Annotated in this window: 30 protein-coding genes; 15 read left to right on the forward strand and 15 right to left on the reverse strand. The window is 46.3% G+C overall.

What is annotated here, in order from left to right; all coding sequences use genetic code 11:
* Positions 1-27 precede the first annotated feature (27 nt).
* Entirely contained in the window at positions 28-858 is an 831-nt protein-coding gene (locus MO387_RS08705; protein ID WP_107946527.1) for a hypothetical protein, read from the forward strand.
* A 580-nt stretch (positions 859-1,438) separates the two neighbouring features.
* On the forward strand, positions 1,439-2,116 hold the full coding sequence (locus MO387_RS08710; RefSeq protein ID WP_234420995.1) for a hypothetical protein: 678 nt from the start codon (positions 1,439-1,441) through the stop codon (positions 2,114-2,116).
* A gap of 525 nt (positions 2,117-2,641) precedes the next feature.
* On the opposite strand, the gene MO387_RS08715 is transcribed toward MO387_RS08710, so the two are convergent.
* A complete protein-coding gene (locus MO387_RS08715; protein ID WP_107946530.1) occupies positions 2,642-4,582 on the reverse strand; it encodes a bifunctional diguanylate cyclase/phosphodiesterase in 1,941 nt (646 codons plus the stop codon).
* A gap of 224 nt (positions 4,583-4,806) precedes the next feature.
* Here MO387_RS08715 and MO387_RS08720 point away from each other — a divergent pair, with 224 nt between their 5' ends.
* Positions 4,807-5,568 carry a phosphatase PAP2 family protein gene (locus MO387_RS08720; RefSeq protein ID WP_107946531.1) on the forward strand — a complete coding sequence of 254 codons (762 nt, stop codon included), beginning with the start codon at positions 4,807-4,809 and terminating at the stop codon, positions 5,566-5,568.
* A gap of 129 nt (positions 5,569-5,697) precedes the next feature.
* Here the strand turns inward: MO387_RS08720 and MO387_RS08725 are convergent, their stop codons facing one another.
* Complete coding sequence (locus tag MO387_RS08725) at positions 5,698-6,246, reverse strand: DUF2799 domain-containing protein (protein ID WP_107946532.1); 549 nt, start codon at positions 6,244-6,246, stop codon at positions 5,698-5,700.
* A 179-nt stretch (positions 6,247-6,425) separates the two neighbouring features.
* On the opposite strand from MO387_RS08725, the gene MO387_RS08730 reads away from it, so the two are divergent.
* Both MO387_RS08730 and MO387_RS08735 read left to right on the forward strand, forming a co-directional pair.
* Positions 6,426-6,746, forward strand: a complete 321-nt coding sequence (locus MO387_RS08730; protein ID WP_107946533.1) for a hypothetical protein — start codon at positions 6,426-6,428, stop codon at positions 6,744-6,746.
* Between the two features lie 335 nt (positions 6,747-7,081).
* Entirely contained in the window at positions 7,082-7,942 is an 861-nt protein-coding gene (locus MO387_RS08735; RefSeq protein ID WP_106649407.1) for a PA4780 family RIO1-like protein kinase, read from the forward strand.
* A gap of 537 nt (positions 7,943-8,479) precedes the next feature.
* Here MO387_RS08735 and MO387_RS08740 read toward each other — a convergent pair.
* A complete protein-coding gene (locus MO387_RS08740; RefSeq protein WP_107946534.1) occupies positions 8,480-8,713 on the reverse strand; it encodes a transposase in 234 nt (77 codons plus the stop codon).
* 939 nt (positions 8,714-9,652) lie between these two features.
* On the opposite strand from MO387_RS08740, the gene MO387_RS08745 reads away from it, so the two are divergent.
* Positions 9,653-10,342, forward strand: coding sequence for an OmpA family protein (locus tag MO387_RS08745; RefSeq protein ID WP_107950119.1), 690 nt, complete (start codon positions 9,653-9,655; stop codon positions 10,340-10,342).
* 259 nt (positions 10,343-10,601) lie between these two features.
* Complete coding sequence (locus MO387_RS08750; RefSeq protein ID WP_107946535.1) at positions 10,602-11,438, forward strand: molybdate ABC transporter substrate-binding protein; 837 nt, start codon at positions 10,602-10,604, stop codon at positions 11,436-11,438.
* A 97-nt stretch (positions 11,439-11,535) separates the two neighbouring features.
* Here the strand turns inward: MO387_RS08750 and mgtE are convergent, their stop codons facing one another.
* From mgtE to MO387_RS08805, 11 genes are all read right to left on the reverse strand, one after another.
* Positions 11,536-12,900 (reverse strand): magnesium transporter, encoded by a 1,365-nt coding sequence (gene mgtE / locus MO387_RS08755; protein ID WP_063882291.1) that lies wholly within the window; start codon positions 12,898-12,900, stop codon positions 11,536-11,538.
* Positions 12,901-13,240: 340 nt separating this feature from the next.
* Complete coding sequence (locus MO387_RS08760) at positions 13,241-13,516, reverse strand: HPr family phosphocarrier protein (RefSeq protein WP_006083073.1); 276 nt, start codon at positions 13,514-13,516, stop codon at positions 13,241-13,243.
* Positions 13,503-14,357 carry an RNase adapter RapZ gene (gene rapZ, locus MO387_RS08765; RefSeq protein WP_006083072.1) on the reverse strand — a complete coding sequence of 285 codons (855 nt, stop codon included), beginning with the start codon at positions 14,355-14,357 and terminating at the stop codon, positions 13,503-13,505. The genes MO387_RS08760 and rapZ overlap by 14 nt, the downstream gene beginning before the upstream one ends.
* On the reverse strand, positions 14,354-14,797 hold the full coding sequence (gene ptsN / locus MO387_RS08770; protein ID WP_006083071.1) for a PTS IIA-like nitrogen regulatory protein PtsN: 444 nt from the start codon (positions 14,795-14,797) through the stop codon (positions 14,354-14,356). Before ptsN ends, rapZ begins: the two co-directional genes overlap by 4 nt.
* A 2-nt stretch (positions 14,798-14,799) precedes the next feature.
* Positions 14,800-15,087 carry a ribosome hibernation promoting factor gene (gene hpf / locus MO387_RS08775; protein ID WP_006083070.1) on the reverse strand — a complete coding sequence of 96 codons (288 nt, stop codon included), beginning with the start codon at positions 15,085-15,087 and terminating at the stop codon, positions 14,800-14,802.
* A gap of 28 nt (positions 15,088-15,115) precedes the next feature.
* Entirely contained in the window at positions 15,116-16,594 is a 1,479-nt protein-coding gene (locus tag MO387_RS08780) for an RNA polymerase factor sigma-54 (protein WP_107946536.1), read from the reverse strand.
* 107 nt (positions 16,595-16,701) lie between these two features.
* Complete coding sequence (gene lptB / locus MO387_RS08785) at positions 16,702-17,433, reverse strand: LPS export ABC transporter ATP-binding protein (protein ID WP_106649416.1); 732 nt, start codon at positions 17,431-17,433, stop codon at positions 16,702-16,704.
* A complete protein-coding gene (gene lptA, locus MO387_RS08790) occupies positions 17,430-17,984 on the reverse strand; it encodes a lipopolysaccharide transport periplasmic protein LptA (RefSeq protein ID WP_107946537.1) in 555 nt (184 codons plus the stop codon). Before lptA ends, lptB begins: the two co-directional genes overlap by 4 nt.
* A complete protein-coding gene (gene lptC, locus MO387_RS08795; protein ID WP_006086071.1) occupies positions 17,971-18,531 on the reverse strand; it encodes an LPS export ABC transporter periplasmic protein LptC in 561 nt (186 codons plus the stop codon). The genes lptA and lptC overlap by 14 nt, the downstream gene beginning before the upstream one ends.
* Entirely contained in the window at positions 18,528-19,079 is a 552-nt protein-coding gene (gene kdsC, locus MO387_RS08800; RefSeq protein WP_006083065.1) for a 3-deoxy-manno-octulosonate-8-phosphatase KdsC, read from the reverse strand. Before kdsC ends, lptC begins: the two co-directional genes overlap by 4 nt.
* On the reverse strand, positions 19,079-20,056 hold the full coding sequence (locus MO387_RS08805; RefSeq protein ID WP_107946538.1) for a KpsF/GutQ family sugar-phosphate isomerase: 978 nt from the start codon (positions 20,054-20,056) through the stop codon (positions 19,079-19,081). Before MO387_RS08805 ends, kdsC begins: the two co-directional genes overlap by 1 nt.
* 279 nt (positions 20,057-20,335) lie before the next feature.
* Between MO387_RS08805 and MO387_RS08810 the strand changes: the two genes are divergently transcribed.
* The 8 genes from MO387_RS08810 (at position 20,336) to murA (ending at position 25,331) form a co-directional block, all read left to right on the forward strand.
* Positions 20,336-20,494 carry a hypothetical protein gene (locus MO387_RS08810; RefSeq protein ID WP_159074997.1) on the forward strand — a complete coding sequence of 53 codons (159 nt, stop codon included), beginning with the start codon at positions 20,336-20,338 and terminating at the stop codon, positions 20,492-20,494.
* Between the two features lie 205 nt (positions 20,495-20,699).
* Entirely contained in the window at positions 20,700-21,518 is an 819-nt protein-coding gene (mlaF, locus tag MO387_RS08815) for a phospholipid ABC transporter ATP-binding protein MlaF (protein ID WP_063882287.1), read from the forward strand.
* Complete coding sequence (gene mlaE / locus MO387_RS08820; protein ID WP_006083062.1) at positions 21,515-22,300, forward strand: lipid asymmetry maintenance ABC transporter permease subunit MlaE; 786 nt, start codon at positions 21,515-21,517, stop codon at positions 22,298-22,300. The genes mlaF and mlaE overlap by 4 nt, the downstream gene beginning before the upstream one ends.
* 56 nt (positions 22,301-22,356) lie before the next feature.
* Complete coding sequence (gene mlaD / locus MO387_RS08825; RefSeq protein ID WP_006083061.1) at positions 22,357-22,830, forward strand: outer membrane lipid asymmetry maintenance protein MlaD; 474 nt, start codon at positions 22,357-22,359, stop codon at positions 22,828-22,830.
* An 11-nt stretch (positions 22,831-22,841) separates the two neighbouring features.
* Positions 22,842-23,504, forward strand: a complete 663-nt coding sequence (locus MO387_RS08830) for an ABC transporter substrate-binding protein (RefSeq protein ID WP_107946539.1) — start codon at positions 22,842-22,844, stop codon at positions 23,502-23,504.
* Entirely contained in the window at positions 23,501-23,785 is a 285-nt protein-coding gene (locus tag MO387_RS08835; protein WP_006086066.1) for an STAS domain-containing protein, read from the forward strand. The genes MO387_RS08830 and MO387_RS08835 overlap by 4 nt, the downstream gene beginning before the upstream one ends.
* Positions 23,786-23,804: 19 nt before the next feature.
* The gene (locus MO387_RS08840) at positions 23,805-24,062 is read left to right on the forward strand and encodes a BolA family protein (RefSeq protein WP_006086065.1); all 258 of its coding nucleotides are present in this window, start codon (positions 23,805-23,807) and stop codon (positions 24,060-24,062) included.
* Positions 24,063-24,071: 9 nt separating this feature from the next.
* Complete coding sequence (murA, locus tag MO387_RS08845) at positions 24,072-25,331, forward strand: UDP-N-acetylglucosamine 1-carboxyvinyltransferase (RefSeq protein WP_006083057.1); 1,260 nt, start codon at positions 24,072-24,074, stop codon at positions 25,329-25,331.
* Positions 25,332-25,434: 103 nt separating this feature from the next.
* On the opposite strand, the gene degS is transcribed toward murA, so the two are convergent.
* Positions 25,435-26,517, reverse strand: a complete 1,083-nt coding sequence (gene degS, locus MO387_RS08850) for an outer membrane-stress sensor serine endopeptidase DegS (RefSeq protein WP_006083056.1) — start codon at positions 26,515-26,517, stop codon at positions 25,435-25,437.
* Between the last annotated feature and the right edge of the window lie 87 nt (positions 26,518-26,604).

The following is a 26,604-nucleotide window of genomic DNA, read 5'->3' on the forward strand; positions in this document are numbered from 1 at the left end:
AGAGACGTTTGGATATAAGGGATAAAGATGTCACTCGCCTCACCATTAAAGGCAATAAAAAACGCTGTTTTCGGCCAAGCTAAATTGATGCAAATCCTATGTTATGCCGCCTTAATATTCGGTGCTATGGGGTTAAGTAGCACAGTGAATGCGGCCGACGAGGCATTACCAAAGGAATATATTCCTCTGGTGCAAGGGCTTATCGATGCGGCCAAAGCGAATGATCCAGAAGCCATTGCTAAGCGAGTGGCTTACCCACTTAAACGTGAATATCCTATCCCAGCGATTCAAAATACTCAGGAAATGGTTGCACGTTTCAACCAAGTCTTCGATCCACAGCTGCTTGGGCAGATTGCTCATTCTAAGGTTGAAGCCGATTGGCAGACTATGGGGTGGCGCGGCATTATGCTCGGCAACGGTGTGGTGTGGCTGGATTTTGACGGCAAGATTATTGGCATTAACGCTCAAACACCCGCAGAGGCAAAACTGAAAGCTGAGCTAATCGCCAAGCAACAAACGGGATTACATGCGAGCGTGAGTGAGTTCGTGAGCCCTGAATTCACTTGGGAAACCGCTAAGTTTACTATTCGTGTCGATAATATGGGCAACAACCAATATCGTTATGCCGCTTGGGCAAAGGGTAAGTCATTGAGCGAAAAGCCAGATTTAGTGCTGAACAAGGGGAAACTCGTATTCGACGGTAGCGGTGGGAATCATTCATTCCAATTTCGCAGCGGCCCATACCAGTATCACTGTTATGTCACCGTCTTAGGCACCAGTGATAGCCCTCCAGGCGAGCTAGTGGTGTATAAAAATGACCAAGAAATACTAAAACAAGCCGTCATCAAAGCAGACTAGTCTCGTTTCCCTATCCCTATAGTGAGATGTAAAGCCGCGACCTAGGTTGATGGGCGCTGCTTTAATCATCCATGTTTTAGAAGGTCACTGTTGCAACAGTGCTAATCTTAACTAACCCTGTCGCTGTTCGTTTAGCTAAAAAGCTATTGCCCCAAAGTTATCTTACTTTGTCTTCAGTTGTGCAGCATGAATTGTCATTATTACCTCAGTGACTCGCCGTAAATATATCCCTATAGGCTCGACGGCGATATCCATGCCGCCAACGGTCACTGTTGCAACAATGCCAATCTCAGCCAACCTTTTCGCTGTTAGCTTAGCTAAACCAATTCCGTGTTTTGAGCACCTAGACAGGCTAAATGAAACGTATAGTCGTTGACCAAACTTTAATAATGTTACTAAAAATGCTTGTCTTTAGTTCATACTGGAATGGCCTGTATTTGACTGTCACCCTGATACCTCAAAGCTTGCTTCGCTTTATCAAACTAGCTCTGCCAGTTACAGACATATTGACCAAGTTTCAGTAATGTTAGAAAGTGTTCACAATTACTGGAACGTTTCAATGCGACAAAGGTTAGCTTTGATGAATAATCAGATTATTACTTATGGACTAGCTCTTTTTTTACTGTATGCAGGAAGCACTGATGCACGCTTTATTCGTCAAGATTTAGCACAGGCAGTGTTGTCAGCTGAAAACATCGTTGACGTAACTGTTATTTCATCGGAAATGATTGAGTGGACACATACACCCAAATGGAAGGTAAGTTTAGGCGACAAATCGCTTTGCGGATACAAGAATAAAGTTAGGGTAAATGAAAGTTTGTCTAAACCCAATTCAGACCAGTTGACCCTGGGCTCTAAAGAAGAACTTATACCAGGGCGACGATACCTTCTTTTTATTGAAGAACGTGGTGGTTTTGCTAACGATGTTATTTATAAACGTGAAGGAGATGAAAGAACTAGATTCGAGGATTGCTTGTCACGAGTTCCGAAACTTAAAAGTAACTGGCTCACTACATCCTACTTTAGCGGCGATTCAGAATCTAAAGTGACCTTAAGTTATTGGCGGATCCCGCCTAATGATTTACCTCATAATACTTTTTATATATCCGAAGTAAGGCAAAATGGAAAATTAGTTCCATTAACGGAATCTGCTGTAGATGTGAAGAACAAGGACGAATTAGTGCTGCCAAGAGATATCGTTTTATGGAAGGATTTAAGATCATGGATGATAGATTTAACTAATCCTTCAACAAAGTAATATTAAATAGTTATTTGTAGTGGCATATTAATTTTCTGGCAAATTCAAAGGAAAAAATAGCTGTTTATTACACTTCTTTGCAGTGTTTGACAGCTATTTTATTGCCTCTGATAGGGGCATTAACATATAGAGATTTTAATCCGAAAATTACAGGTTAGAGTGTTGGAACTAACACGTTTAAGTCCAAAAGCGTGCAGCGTAAGGCTTTTAAATCTACAGATTACGCTAATGCCAAAAAGGTGCGCCATGGTGATTAGCGAGACGACCGTCCGCCCCATGGACGGGGTGGTCGAGCATCCAAGGACGGACTGGCTGCGAGTCGACGAGCAAATACCATGGTAAACCTATATGAGTGGATATCAGCAGACGCTAAACTGCTAACGACTAAAATTACTGGTCCCAAACATTAGTCTTCAACACATATCTATCCCAATGTAATTTATAACTGTCTGTGGAAATGACTATTCACGCAGTATTGTGCAGTCGATTTTTATTCGTGAGATAAAAAGAGCATTAAGGATGAACTTAATGCTCTTTTTTATGGATAAATGCCTGCTCAAACTGTGTTGCGGTAATGGGTTTACCGTACAGGTAGCCTTGGCCTAAGTCGCATTCCTCGTGACGAATAAAGGCATCTTGTTCTAGGGTTTCCACGCCTTCGGCGATCACGACTAAGTTCAGTTTCTTGCCTATGGCAATAATCGCTTTAGTGAGCTCCCTATCTTGTTCGTTTTCTTCGAGTTTATTGATAAAACAGCGATCTATTTTTAAGGTGTCGAAAGAGTATTTTTGTAGATAACTTAGGGATGAATAGCCAGTACCAAAGTCATCTAAGGAGATGCGGATCCCGAGTTCCTGCAGTTTTTGGATGGCGTTGTGGGCAATGTGCTCGTCCTGCATCAACATGCCTTCGGTGATTTCAAGCTCTAGGGCGGTCGGTGGCAATTGATAGAGGGTGAGTAAGTCAGCTATGTGCTCGCTAAAACGAGGATTGCGCATTTGCAAAGGGGAGATATTGATGGCGATTTTAAACTCCTGATCTAGCTCACGACACCATTTTGCCGCCTGAGCCAGCGCGCTATGCAATACAAAATTGCCAATATCTATAATCTGCCCATTACGTTCTGCTAAGGCGATAAATCTGTCTGGGGCGACATTGCCTAGAATCGGGTTGTGCCAGCGCAGCAGGGCTTCGGCGCCTATCACTTTTTGAGTTTTTAAGTTAATAAAGGGTTGGTAATGAAGGCTTAACTCGTTTTTGTTCAATGCATCGACTAAGTGAGATTCCAGTTGATAGCGTAGATTCAAAGCCGCTTGAGTATCTTGATTAAAGAAGCTGTGAGTTGAGCCATCGGCTTTGCTTATCGTCATCGCCGCCCCCGCTTTTTGCAGCAAAATGGCAGCATCTATGCCATCGATGGGCGCTTGAGCTATACCCATGCTCGATGGAATAGTGATCACAAAATCCGCCACGCCAAAGGGGGTATTACAGCAGTTAAGTACTTTATTGATGAGTCTATTAGTTTCGTTATTCGAAGGTTTATGGGCTTGAATAATCACAAATTCGGCACCGGCAATACGGGCTATGAAGGTGTTTTCATCGGCATAGTGTTGTAAACGGTGGCTGAGAATAGTGAGAATTTTATCGCCAATCAAATAGCCATAGCTGTCGTTGATGGATTTGAAATTACGTAGCCCCAGATAGAGTACTGAAATCTTTTCCTTGCGATCCACTTCTTCTAGCATGGTCGAAAGGCTATTAATCAAATTGATACGATTGGGTAATCCCGTCAGTGGATCATAGCTTTTGTGGTATTCCAGTGAGGTTTCGGTGGAGGTCCGTTTTTCGATTTCTTTGATGAGCTTGCTACTGAGTTCGGCGAGTTCATGGGTGCGCTGTTGCACTTTTTGCTCTAACTCTTGATTGTGCAGTTGCAGCTTAGCCTGTTGATAGAGGGTGACTAGGTTGGCTTCGATACCATTTTGAAAACGAGCGAGTAAGCTGCGAAACGGTTGGCTGTAATTATGCTCTTTGTTATCGAGCATGCAGATAGTGCCAAAGGCGCTGTTATCGGGCCAACGTAAAGGCAAGCCACAGTAGGCAATCATGCCGAGTTTAATATCCGGATTTTTATCCCAGTTTTTATCTTTTAGGGCATTAGGAATGTGGAGTTCCTTGCCTGCTTTAATCACAGTCTCGCAGTAAAGTCCGTGGCCTAAACTGTCTTTGTCGTGTTTTTTATAGGGATTCCCTTGAGTACGGCTCGAGGTAAACACTTCAATATCGGTTTGATGGACACGCATGATCAACGCGGCAGGAGTGTCGACCAATTCAGAGAGCAAATCTAAGGTTTGTTGCCAGTTAGCAACCATGACTTGGGGAACCACGATTTTGTCTGTGTCGATAGCAATGTCGGCGAATAAACGATCTTTTTGAGACTGATTAATGGCGAAATTGTATGGCATGAATGCTCAGTCCTAGAGGCGCGATATTATTTATAAACTATAGTCTTTTTACTCATGTTGTGAGTTTTTTTGCAGAAATTTACTTGTATTGAGATGTAAGTTTTTTGTTAGCATCGTACGATTGTGTTTCTTAAGTTTTAGATAAGAATTCAGCGCTACGCTAACAAAAGATATTCTAGTCAGTGGATTTATGCGTGAGTAACGATTTGAAAGATAATGTTAGGATGACATTTATTGATTTTGCCAAAGGGCATCTAATCGCGCCACTATTAGTGTTTGCGGCGATCATCATTGGGCTCGAATGGACTCATGCTGATATGAAAGTGGCGACTTTGTTATTTCATTGGCAGGGTGGCGTTGACTCTTGGCCATTAAGAGGCCATTGGCTGACTGAAAATGTATTGCACGTTGCTGGGCGTAACTTTGTTATCTTGCTGGCGGTGAGCGTTGTAGTCGGCATTGCCTTTAGTTTTCGAAGTGACAGGATTAAGCCGTACCGCAAAGGTTTGATTTATTTATTTTGTAGCGTATTGGCGAGTGTGTTGCTGGTACGCATTGGCAAGAGCGTTACTCACATGACTTGCCCGTGGGATGTGATTGAGTTTGGCGGCCATATGCTGCATTCATCCCTGTTTGCCCGTTTACCTGAAGGCGCTGAATTTGGTCAATGTTTCCCTGGCGGCCATGCAAGCGGCGGGTTTGCCTGGGTTGCCTTATATTACGTGCTGCGTGAGTATCGTCCGCATTTAGCTAAGTTTGGTTTGATTTTTGGGGTGGGTTTGGGACTCGTGTTTGGTATCGGCCAAGAGTTACGTGGCGCCCATTTTTTGAGCCATGACTTATGGAGTTTAGCCATAGCATGGACGTCGGCGAGCCTACTTTACTATGGTTTTTTCCTGCGTCCAGCGGGGTTAAAAAAAGCTAAATTTGCCGATGTTAGCCAAAGGGTAAACGTTAAATCCACTGCTGGATTGCCGCAAAAATAGCGGACTGTGGAACTGACTAATCTATACCACTAAATCTATACCACTAATTTATGCTATTAATTTAAAGCTACTAACCTATAGGATTAACCTAAGCACTGAGTCCAATTGGGCTCAGTGTTTTTTTATGGCTTAGAATCTCAATTCGAAGCGCATATCGGGTCTGCGTAGGCGAGATCTTTCATCTAACAGTTGGTTCTTCTCATTGAGTAGGCTGTTTTTCTGTTTCAATAAGTCGGCCTTATCGGTGAGATTATTGATCTTGCCATCAAGACTGCTTATCTCTCTATCGATGGCATTTAAACGATCGGCTATTTCAGATAAGCGTTTGTTCGTTAGATATTGTTGATGGCCCTGATTATAACGTTCAACGAAGGTGTTATTGCTGCAAACCCCATAATAGCTTTCTCCCGCTAAGCCCACGCGGTAGCCATTTTCGGGAAGACAGTAACTGGCTAACCCTTGCTGGTATCCTTGTTTCCACTGTGCGGTATCGACGCTGAGATTAAATTCTCGGCAATCTTTTTGATATTGATTCAATTGCCCTGCGCTCGTCCCACGGTTGCCATCGGCCAGTCCTAGGGCAAACCAATCACTATTGGCGCATTCTTCAATCGATAAGCTGCTGCATTGAGTGAGCGATAGGACCGAAAGGGCGAGGAAAAGGCTGGGATAATGCATGGACAAGTTCTCTATATGTTGTGGCGTTTAGGATAAAGGCTCTTCTGGGGGAGATCTAGTTTTATATACCGCCGATGATTCTGTCTTAGATGCGCTTTTTTGGGCAAAATCCATCACAGTTTAACGGATGGATGCATGATAACCGGCTGATATTATGTTAGTTTGCGATTAACACTTTCATGTCTGCTTTGGGGTTAGCTATGATTTCACCCGTTTCATCGGCGCATTCTGCTTCATTACCGACGGCCAAATCGGTTCATCAACCCCGCGAGATTGCAGAGCCAAGTGGACTAAAATCCTTTACCTATGGCGCTTTAGGCTTGGCTGCTCCCAAAGCTGAGCCCAGTTCCGATGTTGCTGCGACGAGCAAACCACTATTGCCAGCTCCCGATGATGCCGCCCCTAATGACACTCGCGATTCGAACGATACTTATTATAGCGCTGGGCAAATATTGAAAGCCGCAGCGACTGTGGGAAGTGTGATTGCCTTATTTGTGTGAGTTAAGTTTTTACGTAAACCTAGCTCGGATATCTATTTGAGCGGTCTTGAATTTGAATGTTCGCAGCAGGATCGAGGCTGTGGTTTTACCTCTTGCTTTATACAGGTTGGCGGAAAAGAATATTCTTTTAGTTTAAGCTTCATTTTCAGTCTCTTTCTTTGCCAAAGTCCTCAGTAAATCTGGTATTGTGTTTAACACGCAAGTGCATTAGTTTTTACTTAAAATTCGTTTAATAATCCTGAACTATATTCATCAAACTTCCGCTGGAGACCGCTTTTGTATGAAGATTTGCCCGCAGTATTCCATATCATGCCTAAGTAAGGTATAAGGGCGCTATGAAAACTCCGAAACGAATCCAACCCCTGGTTGATGAAGGACTGGTCGATGAGGTCATTAGCCAGTTAATGAGCGGTAAAGAAGCGACTGTGTACGTTGTACGCAGTGGTGATGATATCCGCTGTGCCAAAGTCTATAAAGAAGCGGACAAGCGCAGTTTTAAGCAAGCTGTGTTGTATCAAGAAGGCCGAAAAGTCCGCAATAGCCGTCGTGCGCGTGCGATGGAAAAAGGGTCTAAATTTGGCCGCGATCAGCAGGAAGAAGCTTGGCAAAATGCCGAGGTTGAAGCGCTTTATCGTTTAGCAAATGCAGGTGTGCGTGTACCAACACCCTATGGTTGTTTCGATGGCGTGTTGCTGATGGAGTTAGTGACGGATGCTGATGGACATGTGGCGCCGAGATTAAACGATGTCAGTATGTCGGCCGAAAAAGCCCTGAAAGATCATGCGTTGGTGATGACCTATGTCAAACGTATGCTTTGTGCTGGGTTAGTGCACGGTGACTTGTCTGAGTTTAACGTGCTAGTCGATAGCGAAGGGCCTGTGATTATTGACTTGCCTCAAGCTGTCGATGCCGCTGCGAATAACCATGCCAAATGGATGTTAGCGCGTGATGTGAATAATATGACCCAATACTATGGCCTGTATGCTCCTGAGCTGTTGAAAACACAATACGCCAAAGAGATTTGGGCCCTGTTTGAAGCGGGTGAGTTAAAACCTGAAACGCCATTAACCGGTGAGTTTACCGAAGTGTTGGTCGAAGCCGACGTCAGTGCCGTGTTAGAGGAAATTCAAGCGGCCTTTGAAGAGGCGCAAGAGCGTAAACAAAGAATCCAAGAGGCAAACGAAGAAGACTATTAATCGTCAGTCATTGTTTTCGCCCATAAAAAAGACGCTCAAAGTAGCGTCTTTTTTATGCTAAAAATTAAGTGTCACTATTATTTTTATTGTTGATTTTATTATTGTTATTTAATTTTTGGCGTTAGCCAATCCTTGGCTTAATCCCCAATAGAAGCTGGAGCCATCCTTGTTGCTACAAACAAGCTAGCAATCATAGAACTGTGAATAAAATGACAAGACCAGAGAGAGAAATATGTTCATGACTTGGGGGAGCACAATTCACATATTTGATCTTGGGGGAGATAACTCCCTCCCCAGTCTTGCCGAAACTTTTGCATTGTCCCTATTCGTTTGTTGCTGTTAATACTCTTTCCCAATCTTCGTTGGGTCTATCAATTTGGACGACAAGGCCGGACTAAAAAGGGCGCTGTTATTATTGTTGTTAGCACATCTTTTACATCGTTAGCGTTATCAGCAGGGCGATATGCAATCTCGTCCGGCCTTGTCTATTCGGGCACGTTTAGTTTGTTGTACAGGCACTCAATTGCCATGCAGCGCTTAACCTATGGTGCGTAGCTCGTTATTGAGCTGTTTAATTCTTTTCTGCAGTTGGGCAATCTCGCTCATTAATGCGCATTCTCTTTGCTGGGGTTGTAGATCGCTTTCCCGAACCCATTGGTAGACTGCCTTGGCAGATAGACCGTATTGACGTGCAACATCCGATAGTAAGCGACCTTGCACTTTAACCTCGGTGATAACATGTAGCTTGAGACTATTTTCTGAGATTCCCATGAGCGTTCCCTCTTTTACTTACTGCTTTCTAACTAAAATATGAGCGTTTGTGTTGCCTGTTATTGAGGATATTGACGCTGTTCTAAATCCCACTGACTCAGGCCTAGGTGGCGCAGACAGATCCATTCGTGGCGACATAGTGCGATAAAGTTCATGACTGTTTTCATACTTCCTCCTTCATGACCCTAAATACTCGAGTGCATTTTCTGTCTCGATAGGTCCATTTAATTTGGATTAATCCTGTTGAAGTCGACTTGAGTTTTCGGCGATTTCTACCGCGTCTGACTGTCTACTCACTTAGTAGTATGTAAAATTCGTGCCAATATTCTAATTTTTATTTTATTCATTAAAATCATTGTGTTGTATATTCGATTAAAACAGCGTGATTTTTTAGTGCTGCCAAAAACAGTGCAAGACGCACTATTTCGGTGCCATCGGCTTGATATGGTACAGGGCTGTCTAAGGCACGATCGCAACCCGAAATCTGTATCTTTGCTGACTACAATCTGGATTAGCAGAATTGAATATGGATAAAGGATTGTCTCGAGCGTAATTGTCTATATACCCAAGCTACCTGAAGATACGAGTTTCAGAGCGCCTAGGGTGCTTCAATTCAAGGCGCATCAATGACAGAATGTCGGCCACCTTTTGAATTGATGAAACACGGAAGTGGAGTGCCCTAGGCGCTCCGTCCCGGCGGGTTTTAACGCACTTTATGCTGCGTTGGTTATTTTTAACTTAGTCCACTAGGTCCGCAAATAACCGCCTTGCCTAAAGTGCGTTAAACTCCCGCTGAATCCTGCATCTTCAGGTTGTTTGGGTATATACTGCCTGCCTTGTGGCAATCCCTAGGTCATTCGTATTATTTAGTGTGAAGTGATATTTCTTGCCCTTTGAGCAGTATTCACAGTCATCAATCATATAAAGAGGTTATAAATGATGAAGTGTTTTCAGGCAGCGCAATCTAAACCATCCCTGTTAGCCATAGTGGTATTAACGACCGCGTTAGTTGCATCGGGTTGTACAACAATCAATCCTTATTCAAACGAAGAGCAAACCGCTAAAGCGACCAGTGGCGCATTGATTGGTGCTGTTGCAGGGGCTGCCATTGGCGTCGTCTCTTCGAGTAAAAGCGACCGTGGTAAAGGTGCGTTAATTGGTGCGGCATCAGGCGCTGCAGTCGGTGGTGGTATTGGTTATTACATGGATGTGCAAGAAACCAAATTACGCCAACAACTTGCTTCAACTGGCGTGAGTGTAACCCGTAGCGGTGATAACATCATTTTGAACATGCCTAATGAAGTCACCTTCGGCGTAGATCAAACCGAGTTAAGTGACGGCGCTAAACGCGTGTTGAACTCAGTGGCGCTTGTGGCCAAGGAATACAGCAAAACGCAGCTTAACGTATTAGGTTATACCGACAGCAGTGGCTCAGACTCGTACAATTTACGTCTGTCACAAGTGCGTGCGGGCGAAGTGGGTAATTACTTGATGAGCAAAGGCGTCGCCTCTGCCCGTGTAAAATCAAAAGGCATGGGTGAAGCGAGTCCAATTGCATCGAATGCCAATGCCAATGGCCGCGCCCAAAACCGCCGTGTTGAGATTGTATTAACGCCGACGGGTCAGTAGTTCAGCATTATCCGTTTTACAAAAGTCGCCTGAGGGCGACTTTTTTGTGTCCGTGTTCGGGATATTTAGCCATGAGTGCCTCGCGGATTTTAGCTAGACAATTTGTCCTTGCTAACCTGTGTTATGGGTGATCTACACCACAATCACATCACAGCGGTTTGCCTTGGGATGAGTTCAGCTTGATCCCTTTATCGATTTCACGTTCTGTATGGGGATAAGTCACCAAAATGACTTTTAGCGCCCAGAGGAGAATATGATTATGATAAGCAAACACCTGTTAGTCGCCTTGAGTTTAAGCCCTGCCATCATGGTGGCTGCTGTACAAGGAATACCGATGAAAGCCGAAGTGACCACGGGCGCTGCGCCGATAGAATTGCGCGCCGCTGGCAGCTTAAAAACTGCGATGAACGATATTATTGCCGCTTATCAAGCACAGTCGCACACGAGTGTTACTGCGCAATATGCACCCTCAGGTTTATTGTTGAAACGCATTCAAGAGGGCGAGAAAGTCGATATTTTTGCCTCGGCCAACATGAAACATCCGCAGGCGTTAGTGGATGCGGGTCAGGGTAAAGCAGTGCAAATGTTTGCCCGTAATCAACTCTGCGCGGTTGCCCAAGATAATGTCCAAGTGACGAGCGCAACGCTACTCGATACCTTGTTAGATCCTAAGGTCAAAGTTGGCACTTCAACCCCGAAAGCCGATCCGGCGGGGGACTATGCCTGGGCCGTTTTTGCTAAGGCAGAAGCGGTAAAACCCAATGCGAAAGTCGCATTAGAGACCAAGGCATTGCAACTGACGGGCGGCCCTGAGAGTGCTAAACCGCCTAAAGATCGCAATCCTTATGGCTGGGTGATGGAAAACAAACAAGCGGATATCTTTTTAACCTATTGCACTAATGCTGTGCTAGCTAAACAAGAAGTGCCGAGTCTACAAATCATTGACTTACCGCAGGAGCTCGCCGTGGGGGCCGACTATGGTTTACTGGTTTTACAAGGCGCTAATACTGCCGCTAAGCCATTAGCTGAGTTTATTCTATCGACAAAAGGCCAAGCGATTCTGAGCAGTTATGGTTTTCAACCTCCGGCAAAATAGCCTTATTTAGTTTTTCAGCGAGATAAAAAAACGGCATCCTTTTTGGTGCCGTTTTTGTTATCAACTCAAACTGTAAAAGCGTTAAAGAATTAGTGCGTTAGTGCATCAGGTAGAGCGTGGCTAATCCGAGGAAGGCGAACAGACCAACCACGTCAGTGACTGTGGTTAGCACCATGCCGCCCGCGAGGGCAGGATCGATTTTAAGGCGTTTTAAAATCAATGGAATACTCGCACCTGCAAGACCTGCCACTGTCATATTGATCAGCATGGCGCTACCAATTAAGCCCGCCAGTGCCATATCATCCTTCCACAGCAATACGGCAATAAACACCAAAATCGACCACATTAAGCCATTTAGAAAGCCAATCGATAATTCTTTACCAATAAGCCAACGGGCGTTGCTTTGGCCTATATGGCCTAAGGCAATACCGCGGATCACGAGCGCTAAGGTTTGATTACCGGCCACACCGCCCATGCTAGGGACAATTGTCATCAAGATAGCGATGGTAGCAAATTGCTCGATAGTGCCTTCAAACATATTGCTGACAGAGGAGGCGAGCAGTGCAGCGAACAAGTTAATCGTGAGCCAGAGTGAGCGACGTAGGGTACTTTTTAGCACTGGGCCAAAAGTATCCTCGTCATCGTCCATCCCCGCCATCCCCATCATGGAATGCTCGGCGTCTTCGCGGATAACATCGACCACGTCATCGATTGTGATCCGTCCTAGCAGCTTGCCATCGCTGTCAACGACGGGAGCTGATACCCAGTCATTGCGTTCGAATTTCTGCGCCACTTCACTGTCGGACATGCTCACCGGAATACTTTGGATATCGGGGTCCATGATGTTGCGAATTGTGGTGCTTGGCGCGCAAGTCAGCAGATCTGCCAGCCTGACACCGCCGAGCACTTTGTCCTGTTTATCGACCACATATAAGGTATCTGTGGTGTCGGGCAGGTTGCCCCTTTGACGAAGATAGCGTAGCACCACATCGATATTCACATCGGGTCTTAGGGTGACTGTATCTGTGTTCATCAAGCTGCCGGCGGTCTCATCGGGATAGGATAAAGCCTGTTCTACCCGCTGGCGGTTTTGTTCTGTCATCGACTGCAGCACTTGCTTGTAAACGGCGTCGGGAAGACTTCGCAGAATATAGGCCAGATCATCGGTGTCCATGCTCGCCGTCGCTTTCGCAACCCGCTCAGGACTCATGCTGCGGATCAGCGGATCTTTGAGTTCCTCGCTTAACTCGTCGAGTATGTCGCCTATTTGTTCCTGATCGATAAGCTGCCACAGCACTTGTCTAGCGCTGGGGGGGGAGGATTCTAAGATCAGCGCGATATCGGAGGCGGCCATTTTTTGCAGCATGTTACGCACGTGCACAAACATGCCACTGCTAAGCGCTTGATTTAACTGGTCGAGACTATGTCCGGTGTGATCGTTTTCTGAGTTATCTACGGGCATTTGTCCTCCATAGTTGTCCGCCACTGTGCGGCAAATTGGTTCGAGAGTGCGCTGCTTGGCGCAGGGCTGAGACTTAGCGGTGACTTCGCGATAGTTATGCTTCAGTCACAGATAGAGAGCTCTGGCATAGATCATGCGTTTTACGCATAGATTAAGGCGGCTAAGACTAAGGTGAGTCAGCGGTAATGCTCGCTAGTGTAATCGCCTATGGTTCGTGTCGTCGAGCGACAAATGTGTCGCCAAGCTTTTGAAACGAGATGTGAACTGCACAAATCAGCAGTGCTAAATGTGAGGTGTACTAATCTGAGTGCCTGTGTGGAACGCTGAGTATGAAATCAAACTAACAGGCTTCGTCAAACTTAGCGTCGATTAAGGCACAAATGGCATCCAAAGCGGGTTCAGCATCTGGGCCTTCGGCGATAAGTTTAATGGTTTTACCCATGCCAGTCTCAAGCATCAATAAGCCGAGCACGCTGGCTGCGGATGCCTGTTTATCGCCTTGTATTAAGGTGATGGTCGCATCAAACTCGGATGCCAGTACCACCAACTTAGTGGCGGCACGGGCATGTAATCCCAGTTTGTTACAGATGGTGATCTGACGTTCAAGCTTTGGCATTATTCAGCTCTCGATGGCGGGCATAAACTTTATGTTTACCGTTACTAAAGCGTTTAGCCAATTGCTCTGCGACGTAAACCGATCTGTGTTGTCCACCGGTGCAGCCAATCGCCACAGTTAAATAACTGCGATTGTTGCGTTCGAGATGCGGCAGCCAAGTTTCCAGTAAATTTTCGATTTGCCAGATGAACTTATTCACGAGTGGTTGACGATTTAAGAACTCAGCCACGGGTTCATCTAAGCCAGTCAATGGACGCAGCGCCAGTTCCCAGTGTGGGTTAGGCAGGAAGCGCACATCGAACATAAAGTCGGCTTCGGTTGGCATACCGTGCTTAAAGCCAAAGGACTCGAAGTTAATCACTAACTCTTTATCGACGCTGCCGAGCAGAATTTGTCTCACTTGATCGCTTAAATCATAGATATTCAGATTCGACGTATCTATGTAGTGATCGACCAGTTTTGACATAGGCTCGAGCAGCTTCCCTTCCAGCTTTATCGCTTCTTGCAAAGAGACTTGGCTCTTCGACAAAGGATGCAAACGGCGGGTTTCGCTGTAACGCTTGAGCAGAATTTTATCGCTGGAGTTAAGGAAGAAGCTGGTTAACTCAGTATCAGGAGGCAGGCTCGCGAGTTGCTTCACTAAGACTTTATCCTGCTCAGGCATATTACGCACGTCGACACTGATGGCGACGAGATCGTTACTGCCTTTGAGTTGCTCAAGCAAAGTGCCGATTAAGGGCAAGGGAAGGTTATCGACACAATAATAGCCGAGATCTTCGAGTACCCTTAGGGCGACAGATTTGCCTGAGCCTGAGCGGCCCGACACTATGACCAGTTTCATCCAGTGATTACCTGATAGAGTTCCGTTTCATCATGCGTCTTGCGTAATTGCTTTAATATTTGCTTGTCGCTCAGCTTTTCGGCCATGCAAGACAAGGTACTTAAGTGTTGCTGACATTGGTCAGCAGGCACCAGTAGTGCAAATAAAATATCAACAGGTTGCTTATCGATAGCATCGAATGCTATCGGCTCTTCACACTTAATGAGTATGGCAATGGGCTGATCTATATCGGCTAGTCGACCATGTGGAATGGCGATGCCGTTACCTATACCTGTGCTCCCCATCTTTTCGCGCGCCACTAGGCTTTCGAATATCTCTTGAGATGAGAGGGTCGGGTACTGGGCAGCGACTAAGTCGCTGATGAGTTCCAGTACCTTTTTCTTGCTGCCCGGAGTGGCGCAGGTAGTGCACTCCGGCCGCAGTATGGTACAAAGTTCCATTATTAGTGTTTTGTTAACTTCTCTTTGTGTTTAATAACCTGACGATCAAGCTTGTCAATCAGGGCGTCTATAGCGGCATACATGTCAGCATGCTCTGAAGTAGCAAAAACTTCACCACCGATAAGATTTATTCTCGCTTCGGCAATCTGTTGCATTTTCTCGACATTGAGCACAACGTGCACATTATTGATCTGTTCGAAATGGCGTTCAAGTTTTGAAAACTTTTCTTCTACATATGCGCGTAACGATTCGGTAATTTCGACATGGTGTCCACTCAGGTTTATTTGCATAGAAACGTCCTCCGATATCCACTGTAGGTTATAAACTTTTACGCTGATTAGAAGGCGGAATGAGCATAGCCTCTCGGTACTTCGCAATGGTTCTGCGGGCTACGTTGATCCCTTGTTCTGCCAGAAGTTGTGCCATCTTACTGTCGCTCAATGGTTTTTTCTGGTTTTCCGCTGCAACCAGTTTCTTAATGAAGGCTCTGATTGCTGTGGATGAGCACTCCCCACCATCGTCAGTACCGACGTGGCTAGAGAAGAAGTATTTTAGTTCAAAAAGTCCCTTAGGGGTATGCATGTATTTCTGTGTCGTCACCCGTGAGATGGTCGACTCATGCATTTCTACCGCTTCGGCAATATCGTTAAGCACCATAGGTTTCATGGCTTCTTCACCGTATTCGAAGAAACCTTGCTGATATTGCACTATGCAATTCGCAACTTTAAGTAAAGTGTCGTTACGGCTTTCTAGGCTTTTGATAAACCATTTAGCCTCTTGCAGATGGCCACGAATAAACTGGCTATCGGCTTGGTTTTTAGTACTGCGCGCCATCGATGCATAATGTTGATTTACATTGATTTTTGGCATGCAGTCTGGGTTAAGTTCAACCACCCAGCGGCCATTCTTCTTCGACACAGACACATCTGGGATGACGTATTCGTCATCGTTGGGCGTAATCAATAAACCTGGGCGGGGATTGAGGGTTTGGATAAGCGCGATGCCGTCCCTTAATTCATCCTCTTTTAATTTAGTCTTACGCATCAACAATCTAAAATCGCGGGCGGCGATCAGATCTAAATGATCTTTGATCAACATGCGGGCATTTTCTAGATGGGGAGTGTCAGCGGCGAAATGCGACAGTTGGATCAGCAGGCACTCGCTTAAATCGCGGGCGGCCACACCAATGGGATCAAAATGTTGAATGCGCTTGAGTACGGCTTCGACTTCGTCGAGTTCGACCTCAGGATTACCCATAGCTTCGAGGATTTCATCAGTGCTTTGGGTGAGATAGCCCTGATCGTCGATGGCATCAATAATGGCGGTAGCAATGGCTAAATCGGTTTCAGAAAACGGCGTGAGGTTTTTTTGCCATTCTAAGTGCTCATACAAGCCTTCACTGGTCTCACCTTGGAAGGGCATATCATCTTCACGACTGCCACCGGGGCCAGAATTAGGGGAGGCGGTGAACACTTCATCCCAGGTGGTGTCCATGGGGAGTTCGTCGGGCATGGATTCTTTGGTTAAGGACTCTGCCGTGTCTATGGTGGAGCTGTCTTTCTCTGGCGGCAGAGTGCTCGATTCACTGAAATCCGTATCGGAAAGCGTTTGGTTTACAGGGTCTTTAGTGGCGTCGAATTGATCCTCTTCCAGCTCGAGAAGGGGATTAGAATCTAAGGCTTGCTGGATCTCTTGCTGCAGTTCTAATGACGACAGTTGCAACAGACGAATGGCCTGTTGTAATTGTGGCGTCATGGTTAACTGTTGACCCAGTTTGAGCTGGAGTGACGCTTTCATGTTACCGCTGATCCCTACGTTATTATTGTTGGATGAGGTCGCTTGTTATCATCTTGAGTGGAGCCCAATGCTGGCACAAATTGCCTTCATTGGCTCCGCTTGATTAACTATAGCCTGAATTGTTCACCTAAGTACACAGCCCTAACTTGCTGATTGTCTAAGATCTCTGCAGGTGTTCCTTCGGCAATCAGGTTTCCGTGACTCACAATATAGGCATGTTCACACACATCTAATGTCTCGCGGACATTGTGGTCTGTGATCAACACGCCAAGGCCACGACTTTTGAGCTGTTCGATAATCTTTTTGATGTCGATAACTGAAATAGGATCGACACCCGCAAAGGGTTCATCGAGCAAAATGAACTTAGGATTTGCTGCTAACGCCCGTGCAATTTCGACACGGCGACGTTCGCCCCCCGACAATGACATGCCTTGGCTGTCACGGATGTGGGTGATGTGGAATTCTTCGAGCAGATGCTCGAGTTGTTCTTCCCTTTGCTCTTTCTTCAATTCTTTGCGCGTTTGCAGTACGGCCATGATGTTGTCATGGACGGTCAGCTTACGGAAGATACTGGCTTCCTGCGGCAAGTAACCTATGCCTTTGCGGGCGCGCAGGTGCATAGGATCTGCGGTTAAATCATCATCGTCGATAAAGATGTGGCCTTTATCGCTTTTAACCAGACCGACGACCATGTAAAAGGTGGTGGTTTTACCCGCACCGTTTGGGCCGAGTAGGCCAACGACCTGACCGGTTTTTACCGTCAGACTGACGTCTTTAACCACTTGGCGACTCTTATAACTCTTCGCCAGATTTTGTGCTCTTAGGGTGATTTGGGTCATTTAGAGTCCTGCTTTTTCACAGGTTTATCCGCTGGCGCGTCTGGTTTGGCATCATCTTGATAGCTTTCTGGCTGAATAATAGTGATCACGCGATCGTCACCACTACCTGTGCTTTCTGCAATCAATTTTTGCTGGATGATGTTATAGCGGATCACATTACCCGTCACTTGGCTACCTGCTTGATCTAACGAAGCTTGGCCTTTCAGTGTCAGGGTGCGGCTCGCCATATCGTAACGAATTTCTTTCGCGCTCGCCGAGGCTGGACGGCCATCGTCTAATACTTGGCTGTACGTCGCAGGGTTACCTGTGGCCACTAAAATTTTGCTATTTTCACCTTCGGCAGAAAATGCACGCAGTTGATCTGCATGGATTTTAATCGAACCTTGGGTGACTTCAACCGGACCAAAGAAGATGATCTGGTTGTTCTTGATATCTGCCGTTTGGCTCACAGCCTTGATTTTGACTTCCTGTTTCAGGTCGTCGACTTTAGCAAAGGCGCTCATGCTCATTATTAGCATTAGGCTGGCAAGTAATACGTTATTTTGCTTCATATGTTCCTACTACCTGACTGGTCAATTGCACTTCTTGCGCGTTGAGGTCGGCATAAAGGCCTTGGCCTTGAATATTAAAATCTTTCCCTGTGACGTAAATGGTGCGGTCAGAGGTCATTATCATCGTATTGAGATCGAGTTCCAGATAACTGGTGGACAAGGTCTGGATCGGTTCTTCTGGGCTAATGGCATCAATAATAACATTGTTTTCTAATACAACCTTGCCCGTTTCCTTGTTTAGCTTGCCCTGATCTGCTCTGAGTTGCCATTGTGCTTTACCTTGGTCTGGATAAACAAGATAAACAGGTTGAGTAAAGTAAGTTTGATTCGTTGAATCATAATGTTCCATGTGTTTCGCCGTCACACGGCTATTGACTAGCCCGTGTTCATTGAACTCAACACTGCGCAGATCTTCAACGATGAAATCTGGGGTATTTTGATCTTTTACTCTGTTATCGGTATCACCGCTGTGTTTGTTCTGCACTTGCCAATAAAGCACTAATGCCGTTCCAAAAAAAGCGATAATCGCGAGTGTCACACGACTCATATACTCATTCCATGGGCCGAAGTGAATTTATTTTGACTGAGTAGCAATAGATCTGTGAGTTCACGCAAGGCACCGTGGCCGCCATTGAGCGTAGTCACAAAGTGGGCGTGCTGACGAACATAGGGATGACCATCGGCTACGCTGACTGCTAAACCGACGACATTCATCACTGGCAGATCGACAATATCATCACCGATATAAGCCACTTCTTCTGGGGTAACGCCATAGAGTGCGAGCAATGCTTCATAGGGCTCGAACTTATTGTCTACGCCTTGGTAGATATGGGTTACGCCAAGCGCCGTCATACGGTTTTCAACGATTTTGGATTGACGTCCAGTGATCACCGCAAGATTAAAACCGCTGGTGAGTATCGAGCGCACGCCATAGCCGTCGCGGGTGTGGAAGGCTTTTAGCTCTTCGCCGCTATTGCTTAAGTAGATACGGCCGTCGGAAAACACTCCATCGACGTCACAAATCAACAGTTTAATCTTTTGCGCGCGTTGCCACACATCATCACTGATTGGGCCGTAAAATCCTTGCTGTGGCATTAAATGACTCCTGCTTTAACCATGTCTAGCATGTTAAGAGCGCCGATAGGATGGCGGTCTTTATCGATAACAATTAATCCGTTGATGTTTTTTGAGTCCATCACTTGCAGCGCTTGGGCGGCCAACACACCGTCTGTGATGGTCACGCAGTTACGGGTCATCACATCGGCGATGGGCGTTGTACGCAGATTCACTTCGGCATCGATAACGCGGCGTAAATCACCATCGGTGAAGATACCGACCAGTTTGCGCTGATCATCAATAATTGCCGTCATGCCTAAGCCTTTCTTGGAAATTTCGTACAGGGCTTCTGTGATGCAAATATCGTGGTTAACGAGCGGTAAGTCATCACCGCTGTGCATCACATCGCAGACTTTTAACAATAACTTGCGTCCTAAAGCACCGCCAGGATGGGACATTGCAAAATCATCACGGGTAAAGCCTTTGGCTTGTAGCAGCGCAATGGCAATGGCATCGCCCATCACTAAGGTCGCTGTGGTGCTTGATGTTGGGGCGAGTCCCAGTGGGCAAGCCTCTTCTGGCACTTCAATACATAAATGCACTTTAGCTAAGCGCGCCATGTTCGATTCGGGTTTACCTGTTACCGCAATAACGGGTACGCCCATACGTTGGATGACGGGCATTAAGGTGAGGATTTCGCTCGACTCACCGGAATTTGAAATCGCTAAAATCACATCGTTATCGGCTAATACACCGAGATCACCGTGGCTGGCTTCACCCGGATGCACAAAAAATGCGGGCGTTCCTGTGCTGGCGAGGGTGGCAGAAATCTTATTGCCGATATGGCCCGACTTGCCCATTCCCATGACAATCACTTTGCCTGTGCAGTTAAGGATCAACTCGCAAGCTTCTGCAAATTCAGCCGAATCAACATATTGATAAAGATTGTCTAGGGCTGACTTTTCAATGTCGATAACTTTACAGCCCCATTGGCGCAGTTGTGATTTGTCTACCATGTCTATCTCTCTTTTTGCATTGTCTTTGTCGCCCCATTGATGGGATTGGAATAGCACAATTTGGTACGCGATAAAGATGATATGTAATAGGCTTTCTGCCAAGTTTTAGTTTGTTTTCAGACGATTTAGCTTATGTCTTGTTGTGGTGAATTCCCTAAAACAACAAAACAATTGCGGCAGGCTAGAGCGATTGATCCGACTCGTCAAGTTCAGCTGCGGCAGCTATGCATGCACAATACCCTGTTTAGCGGTATAAGGTCTTGAGCAATATCATCGTCTTTGTCGTTTATTTCAATGGATTTATCCCGTATCGCGGCGGGTCTTACCGCACGGGATGCCTCTATTTCACACTCGTATATCGACGCATCGCACCTAAAAGTGGACGAAGAGCGAGCTAAGTGCGAACGAATTAGCCAATATCGCCAATTCTGCAACTAGGTTGAAAACATTAAATAACATTTTACTTGTGCAGAGTGAAAACTTAGGGCGCATTTTCGCTGTAAATGAGGCAAATTGAAAGTATCGCAGGGCGATAGTGTCGATTCGGTTGTAGGTTAAAGCGCAATTACGTACAATTTGCGGCTCTTCGATTGGTCAGTCTAGGAAGACTAGGATCACCTCTTTGCAAATGTCGGAATCAAGCATGACTCAAGAACAAACGCCGTTGGTTGAGATCCGTAATTTGGGGTTTAGCCGCGGTCAGCGTGTGATATATGAAGATATTAGCCTGTCCATTCCAAGGGGTAAGGTGACGGCGATCATGGGGCCGAGCGGCATAGGCAAAACGACCCTGTTAAAGTTGATCGGCGGCCAATTAACGCCTGACCACGGACAAGTGCTATTTGATGGCCACGATATCCATGGCGTGAGTCGCAATGAATTATTTAGTCTGCGTAAGCGGATGAGCATGTTGTTTCAGAGCGGCGCGCTGTTTACTGACATTAATGTGTTCGATAACGTGGCGTTTGCGCTGCGCGAACATTCAGGTCTGCCAGAAGACATTATTCGCACTATCGTGCTGATGAAGCTTGAAGCCGTAGGTTTACGTGGTGCCGCTCAGATGATGCCAAGTGAGTTATCCGGTGGTATGCAACGCCGCGCGGCATTGGCTAGAGCCATCGCGCTTGAGCCTGAAATGGTGATGTACGATGAACCTTTTGCCGGCCAAGATCCTATCTCTATGGGCGTGTTAGTGAAGCTTATTCGTGAGTTATCCGATGCGCTGAATCTGACCTCCATTGTGGTCTCCCACGATGTGGATGAAGTCCTCGGTATTGCCGATTATGTATATGTGGTGGCCGACAAAAAAGTCATCGCCCACGGCACGCCAGAAGAATTGAAGTACGCCGACAATCCGCAGCTGAAACAGTTTATTCAAGGCGCGCCGGATGGCCCTGTACCGTTCCATTATCCGGCGAATGATTACCAACAAGAATTAATGGCAAAAGGAGTTGGCAAGTGAAGTTAATAGACAGTATTGCCGACTTGGGCCGTAGCGCGATTGAGTTAGTGCTCGGTTTTGGCCGCGCAGGGCTCATGTTGTGGGGGGCGATTTTTCGCTGGCCACGGGTGCGCAAAGGTTTTCCACTATTAGTACGCCAGATTTATGTGGTCGGCGTGCAATCTATGGTGATTATTTTAGTCTCAGGGCTTTTTATCGGCATGGTGTTGGCGCTGCAAGGCTACAACATCTTAGTTGGCTTCGGCACCGAAGAAAGCTTAGGCCCTATGGTGGCGCTCAGTTTACTGCGTGAGTTAGGGCCCGTGGTTACCGCACTTTTGTTTGCGGGACGTGCGGGTTCAGCCTTAACCGCTGAAATTGGTTTAATGAAAAGTACCGAGCAGCTCTCGAGTTTAGAGATGATGGCTATCGACCCATTAAGGCAGATTATTGCACCGCGCTTTTGGGCTGGGGTGATCAGTATGCCATTGCTGGCGTTAATGTTTACCGCTGTGGGTATTTACGGTGGTCACATTGTCGGCGTGGAATGGAAAGGAATCGACAGCGGGGCGTTTTGGTCGATTCTGCAGGCGTCGGTCGAATGGCGTCAGGACATAGTTAACTGCCTGATCAAGAGTGGTGTGTTTGCCGTAGTGGTGACTTGGATTGCGTTATATCGCGGTTATCAAGTGATCCCAAATCCGGAAGGCATCAGCCGTGCAACGACTCAGACTGTGGTTCAGTCGAGCCTCGCTGTATTGGCATTAGATTTTTTACTGACAGCCCTGATGTTTGGCCGCTAACGGAACACTGCGGATTTCGACACAGGTAAGATGGATTAACAGAGTGGTAGCTGAACATGTTGACACGAAAAATTGAATTATTAGTGGGTGTGTTTCTTTTAACTGGATTGGCCGCTTTTTTGGTCTTAGTCTTTAACGTCGCCAATATTGAAGTTAAAAGCAGCGATAGCACTTATACCATAAAAGCCAATTTCACCAATATTGGTGGCTTGAAGGTACGTTCGCCCGTTAAGGTCGGCGGTGTTGTGGTTGGCCGCGTCAGTGGCATTGATTTAGATCCCGTTAAGTTAGTGGCTGTGGTCACCTTAGTGATGGATAAGCGTTACGATAAATTCCCAGAAACCAGTAGTTTAGCAATTTTAACTTCGGGTTTATTGGGCGAGCAATTCTTAGGGTTAACACCGGGTTTTGTCGACGATGATGTCAGTATGCTCAAAGATGGCGATAAGATTGATGACACGCGCTCGGCATTAGTGTTGGAGGAACTGATTGGTCAGTTCTTATATAGTATGGGTTCGAAGGATAAATAGGGGTTACCGCTATGTTTAAAAACTTATCTCGTTTTTTACTGCCGTTAGTGATGGTTTTAGGGGCAACGAGCGCTGTCGCCGCCGATGTGGTGGTCGACACTAAGGACCCGTATGCCATGGTGAAAGCCGTTGCTAATAAAACCTTCGATCGTTTTCATAAAGATAAAGCGTTAATCGATGCTGACTCAGATCATTTAAAGGTGATCGTTCGTGAAGAGCTGATGCCTTATATTGATTATAAATACGCTTCTTACAAAGTCTTAGGCCAATATCTTAAGGATTCAACCGAAGATCAGCGTAATCGTTTCGTCGATGCCTTTGAAGGTTATTTAGTGTCGACCTATGCCCAAGCCTTTACTGAATATACCAATCAAAAAGTGGAATTTTCACCTGGGGTTGATTTTAGCAAAGAGAAAATGGTGGATGTGAACGTGCAGATCATAGAAGCCGGTCGTCCGCCAATCAAACTGCTGTTTAAGGCACGCCGTTTGAAAGATGACTCATGGAAGGCATTCGACTTAGTCGCCGAAGGTGTGAGCTTACTGTCTTCTAAGCAGTCTGAAATCTCGAATCTGATTCGTCAGCAGGGTATCGATCCTGTGATTAAGATGCTCGAAGATCGTACCAAAGAAAAAGTGACCATCAAGGCTAAATCAGGGAAGTCGCAGTCGTGATTGAATTTGTGCAACAAGGCACAGTTTGTCATCTCAAAGGGCGCATAACCCAAGCCGATGTCATTACACTTTGGCCACAGCGGCAACAACTGCTGGGCGAGTCTACTCAGATATTGTCTTTATCTGGGCTTGAATACAGTGATAGCGCTGGTATGGCATTTTTGCTGGCGTTAGTGCGTGAACATGGCAGCCAACTTGAATTGAGTTCTGCCTCACCACAACTTAAAAAACTCATCGATTTATATGATTTACATGCCTTCTTTACCGAAGAAGCGCATTGAGAATAGGGTAATAGATTTCATGGAATGCAGCTTAATCGAACAGATTTTACGTGATGCGTTAGGGCTTGAAGAAGTTCACGCTAGCTCGGATGGTAGCCATTATAAAGTGATCGCCGTAGGCGAATGCTTCGATGGTATGAGCCGAGTCAAACAGCAACAAGCCATTTATGCACCGTTGACGGCACACATTGCCAGCGGTGAATTACATGCATTAACGATCAAAACTTTCACGCCGACTCAATGGAAACGCGAAAAAGTTTTCAACATGCCTAGCTAGTGAGGAAAAGTGGATAAACTAACAATTCAGGCAAGCCCCCCGCTTGCCGGTGATGTGATCATTTCAGGTGCTAAAAATGCGGCTCTGCCTATTCTGATGGCAGGCGTATTGGCCGAAACCGATTTTGTGGTTTCTAACGTGCCGAATCTTCGCGATGTGACTACTAGCTGTAAATTATTACGCTGCCTCGGTGCTGAAGTGACTGAGCTTGGCGACGGACAGATCCGCATTTCAACCACTAATCTGAATGAGTTTTGCGCTCCCTACGATCTCGTGAAAACCATGCGCGCGTCTATCTTAATCTTAGGGCCGTTATTGGCGCGTTATGGTACCGCAGACGTGTCATTGCCAGGCGGCTGTGCCATTGGCGCAAGACCGGTTAACTTACACTTACATGGCCTCGAAATGATGGGTGCCAAGATTGAAGTGAAAGAAGGCTATATTAAAGCCCGTGTTGATGGTCGTCTTAAGGGCGCACACATTTTCATGGACATGGTCAGTGTCGGTGCAACCGAAAACTTGCTGATGGCTGCGGCGTTGGCCGATGGCGAAACCGTGATTGAAAACGCGGCGCGCGAACCTGAAGTGATCGATTTGGCCAATTGCTTGATTGCCATGGGCGCAAAAATCACCGGCGTAGGCAGTGCAACCTTGCGTATTCAAGGGGTTGAGCGTTTACAGGGCTGTAATTACCGCGTGATGCCAGACCGTATCGAAACCGGTTCGTTCCTGGTTGCTGCTGCGGTAACTCGTGGGCGTATTCGTTGCCTAAAAGCCGATCCTGCATCACTTGAGTCAGTTATCGCTAAGCTGGAAGATGCGGGTGCTAAGATCACTACAGGTGAAGATTGGATTGAGCTTGATATGCAAGGTAAACGTCCAAAGGCGGTCAATATCAAGACGGCACCTTATCCCGGTTTTCCAACGGATATGCAGGCGCAGTTTTGTGTGCTCAACGCTTTAGCGCAAGGTACGGCAACCATTACCGAGACCATCTTCGAAAACCGCTTTATGCACGTGCCAGAGCTTATTCGTATGGGCGCAACCATGGAGCTTGAAGGTAATACCTGCATCATCCAAGGGATTGAGTCCTTGAGTGGTGCTCAGGTGATGGCAACGGATTTACGTGCGTCAGCGAGTCTGGTGATTGCGGGCTTAGTGGCCGATGGTAAGACGATTGTTGATCGTATTTATCACTTAGACCGCGGTTATGAGCACATTGAGAATAAGTTCCAAGGTTTAGGCGCGCAGGTTGTGCGTACTCAGTAATGAGCTATTGAGCTAGGCCTGAGAGATTAAAATCTCGACCCATTAAAAAACCAGCTTAAAAGCTGGTTTTTTGTTGTCTGCGTACGCAATGATGGGTGCCGCTCTAGTTATCGACCACAACCTTTTCATCGATAATCACGGGCAACTCCTGTTGTTTCCCTTGGCGTATCACAGTCATCATCACTTTCTTACCCGGTGTGGTTTCAGCGATGCGGTCCATCAGCATTTCAACACCTGGCACATCTTCACCATCGTATTTAATAATCACATCCCTTGGCATTAAGAGGGCACGCGCCGCAGGGCCATTAGGATCGACACCTGTAACGAGCACACCTTTAAGGTCGGGTAGATTAAGGATCTGCGCCACCACAGGGTTAATTGGCTCGCCAGAAATCCCTAAGGCACCACGGATCACGCGGCCATTCTTAATCAACTTGCCCATAATGCTGTGGGCCAATTTAATCGGGATAGCGAAGTTAATCCCATGGCCGCCGCCTTCTTCACCCACTTGGAATGCTGCGGTATTAATACCAATAAGGCTGCCGTTGGTGTCAATCAGTGCGCCGCCCGAGTTACCGGCATTAATCGCCGCGTCGGTTTGTAAGAAGTCTAAGTAACCTGAACTTAAGCCGTTACGACCTGTGGCACTGATGATACCTTGGGTAATGGTTTGGCCCAAATTGTAGGGATTACCAATGGCGAGTACGACATCACCAACTTGAGGCGGACTGTCGAGGTTAACGGGGACAATCGGTAAGTTATCGCCTTCAATCTTGAGTACCGATAAATCGGTTTCTGGATCGAAGCCAACCACTTCAGAGGTAAATTTGCGTCCATCTTGCAGGGCGACAACAATTTCGTCGGCCTTTTTAATGACATGATAATTCGTAAGAATATAGCCTTCTTTGCTCATTATCACCCCAGAACCTAGGCCCTGTAGCGAACCCGAGTTAAGTGGGCGGTTCTGATCTATGCTGAGGCTATAAATGTTAACAACGGCAGGGGCTGCGCGGCGGACCGCCTTGGCAAAGGAGAGCTCGACTGTGTTGTTGGCTCGGGTTTGTAGCAGACTATTACCGAGGGACTGGTTATCGAAATAACGGGTTACCAATAAAAACATGGCCGCCATGATAAGACCAAAAAGGGTGGCTTTACCGAGATATAATAGTGTGTCTTTTATCGTCATGGCAGGATGGATCTTGAAAAAGGTGAGTTAGATTAACATGTTTAATCTATGTAAGCATAGGGAACCTAAGCTCCCTATGCTTATGTG

The sequence above is a fragment of the Shewanella sp. N2AIL genome (assembly GCF_022690845.1).
Taxonomy (GTDB): Bacteria; Pseudomonadota; Gammaproteobacteria; order Enterobacterales; family Shewanellaceae; genus Shewanella; species Shewanella baltica.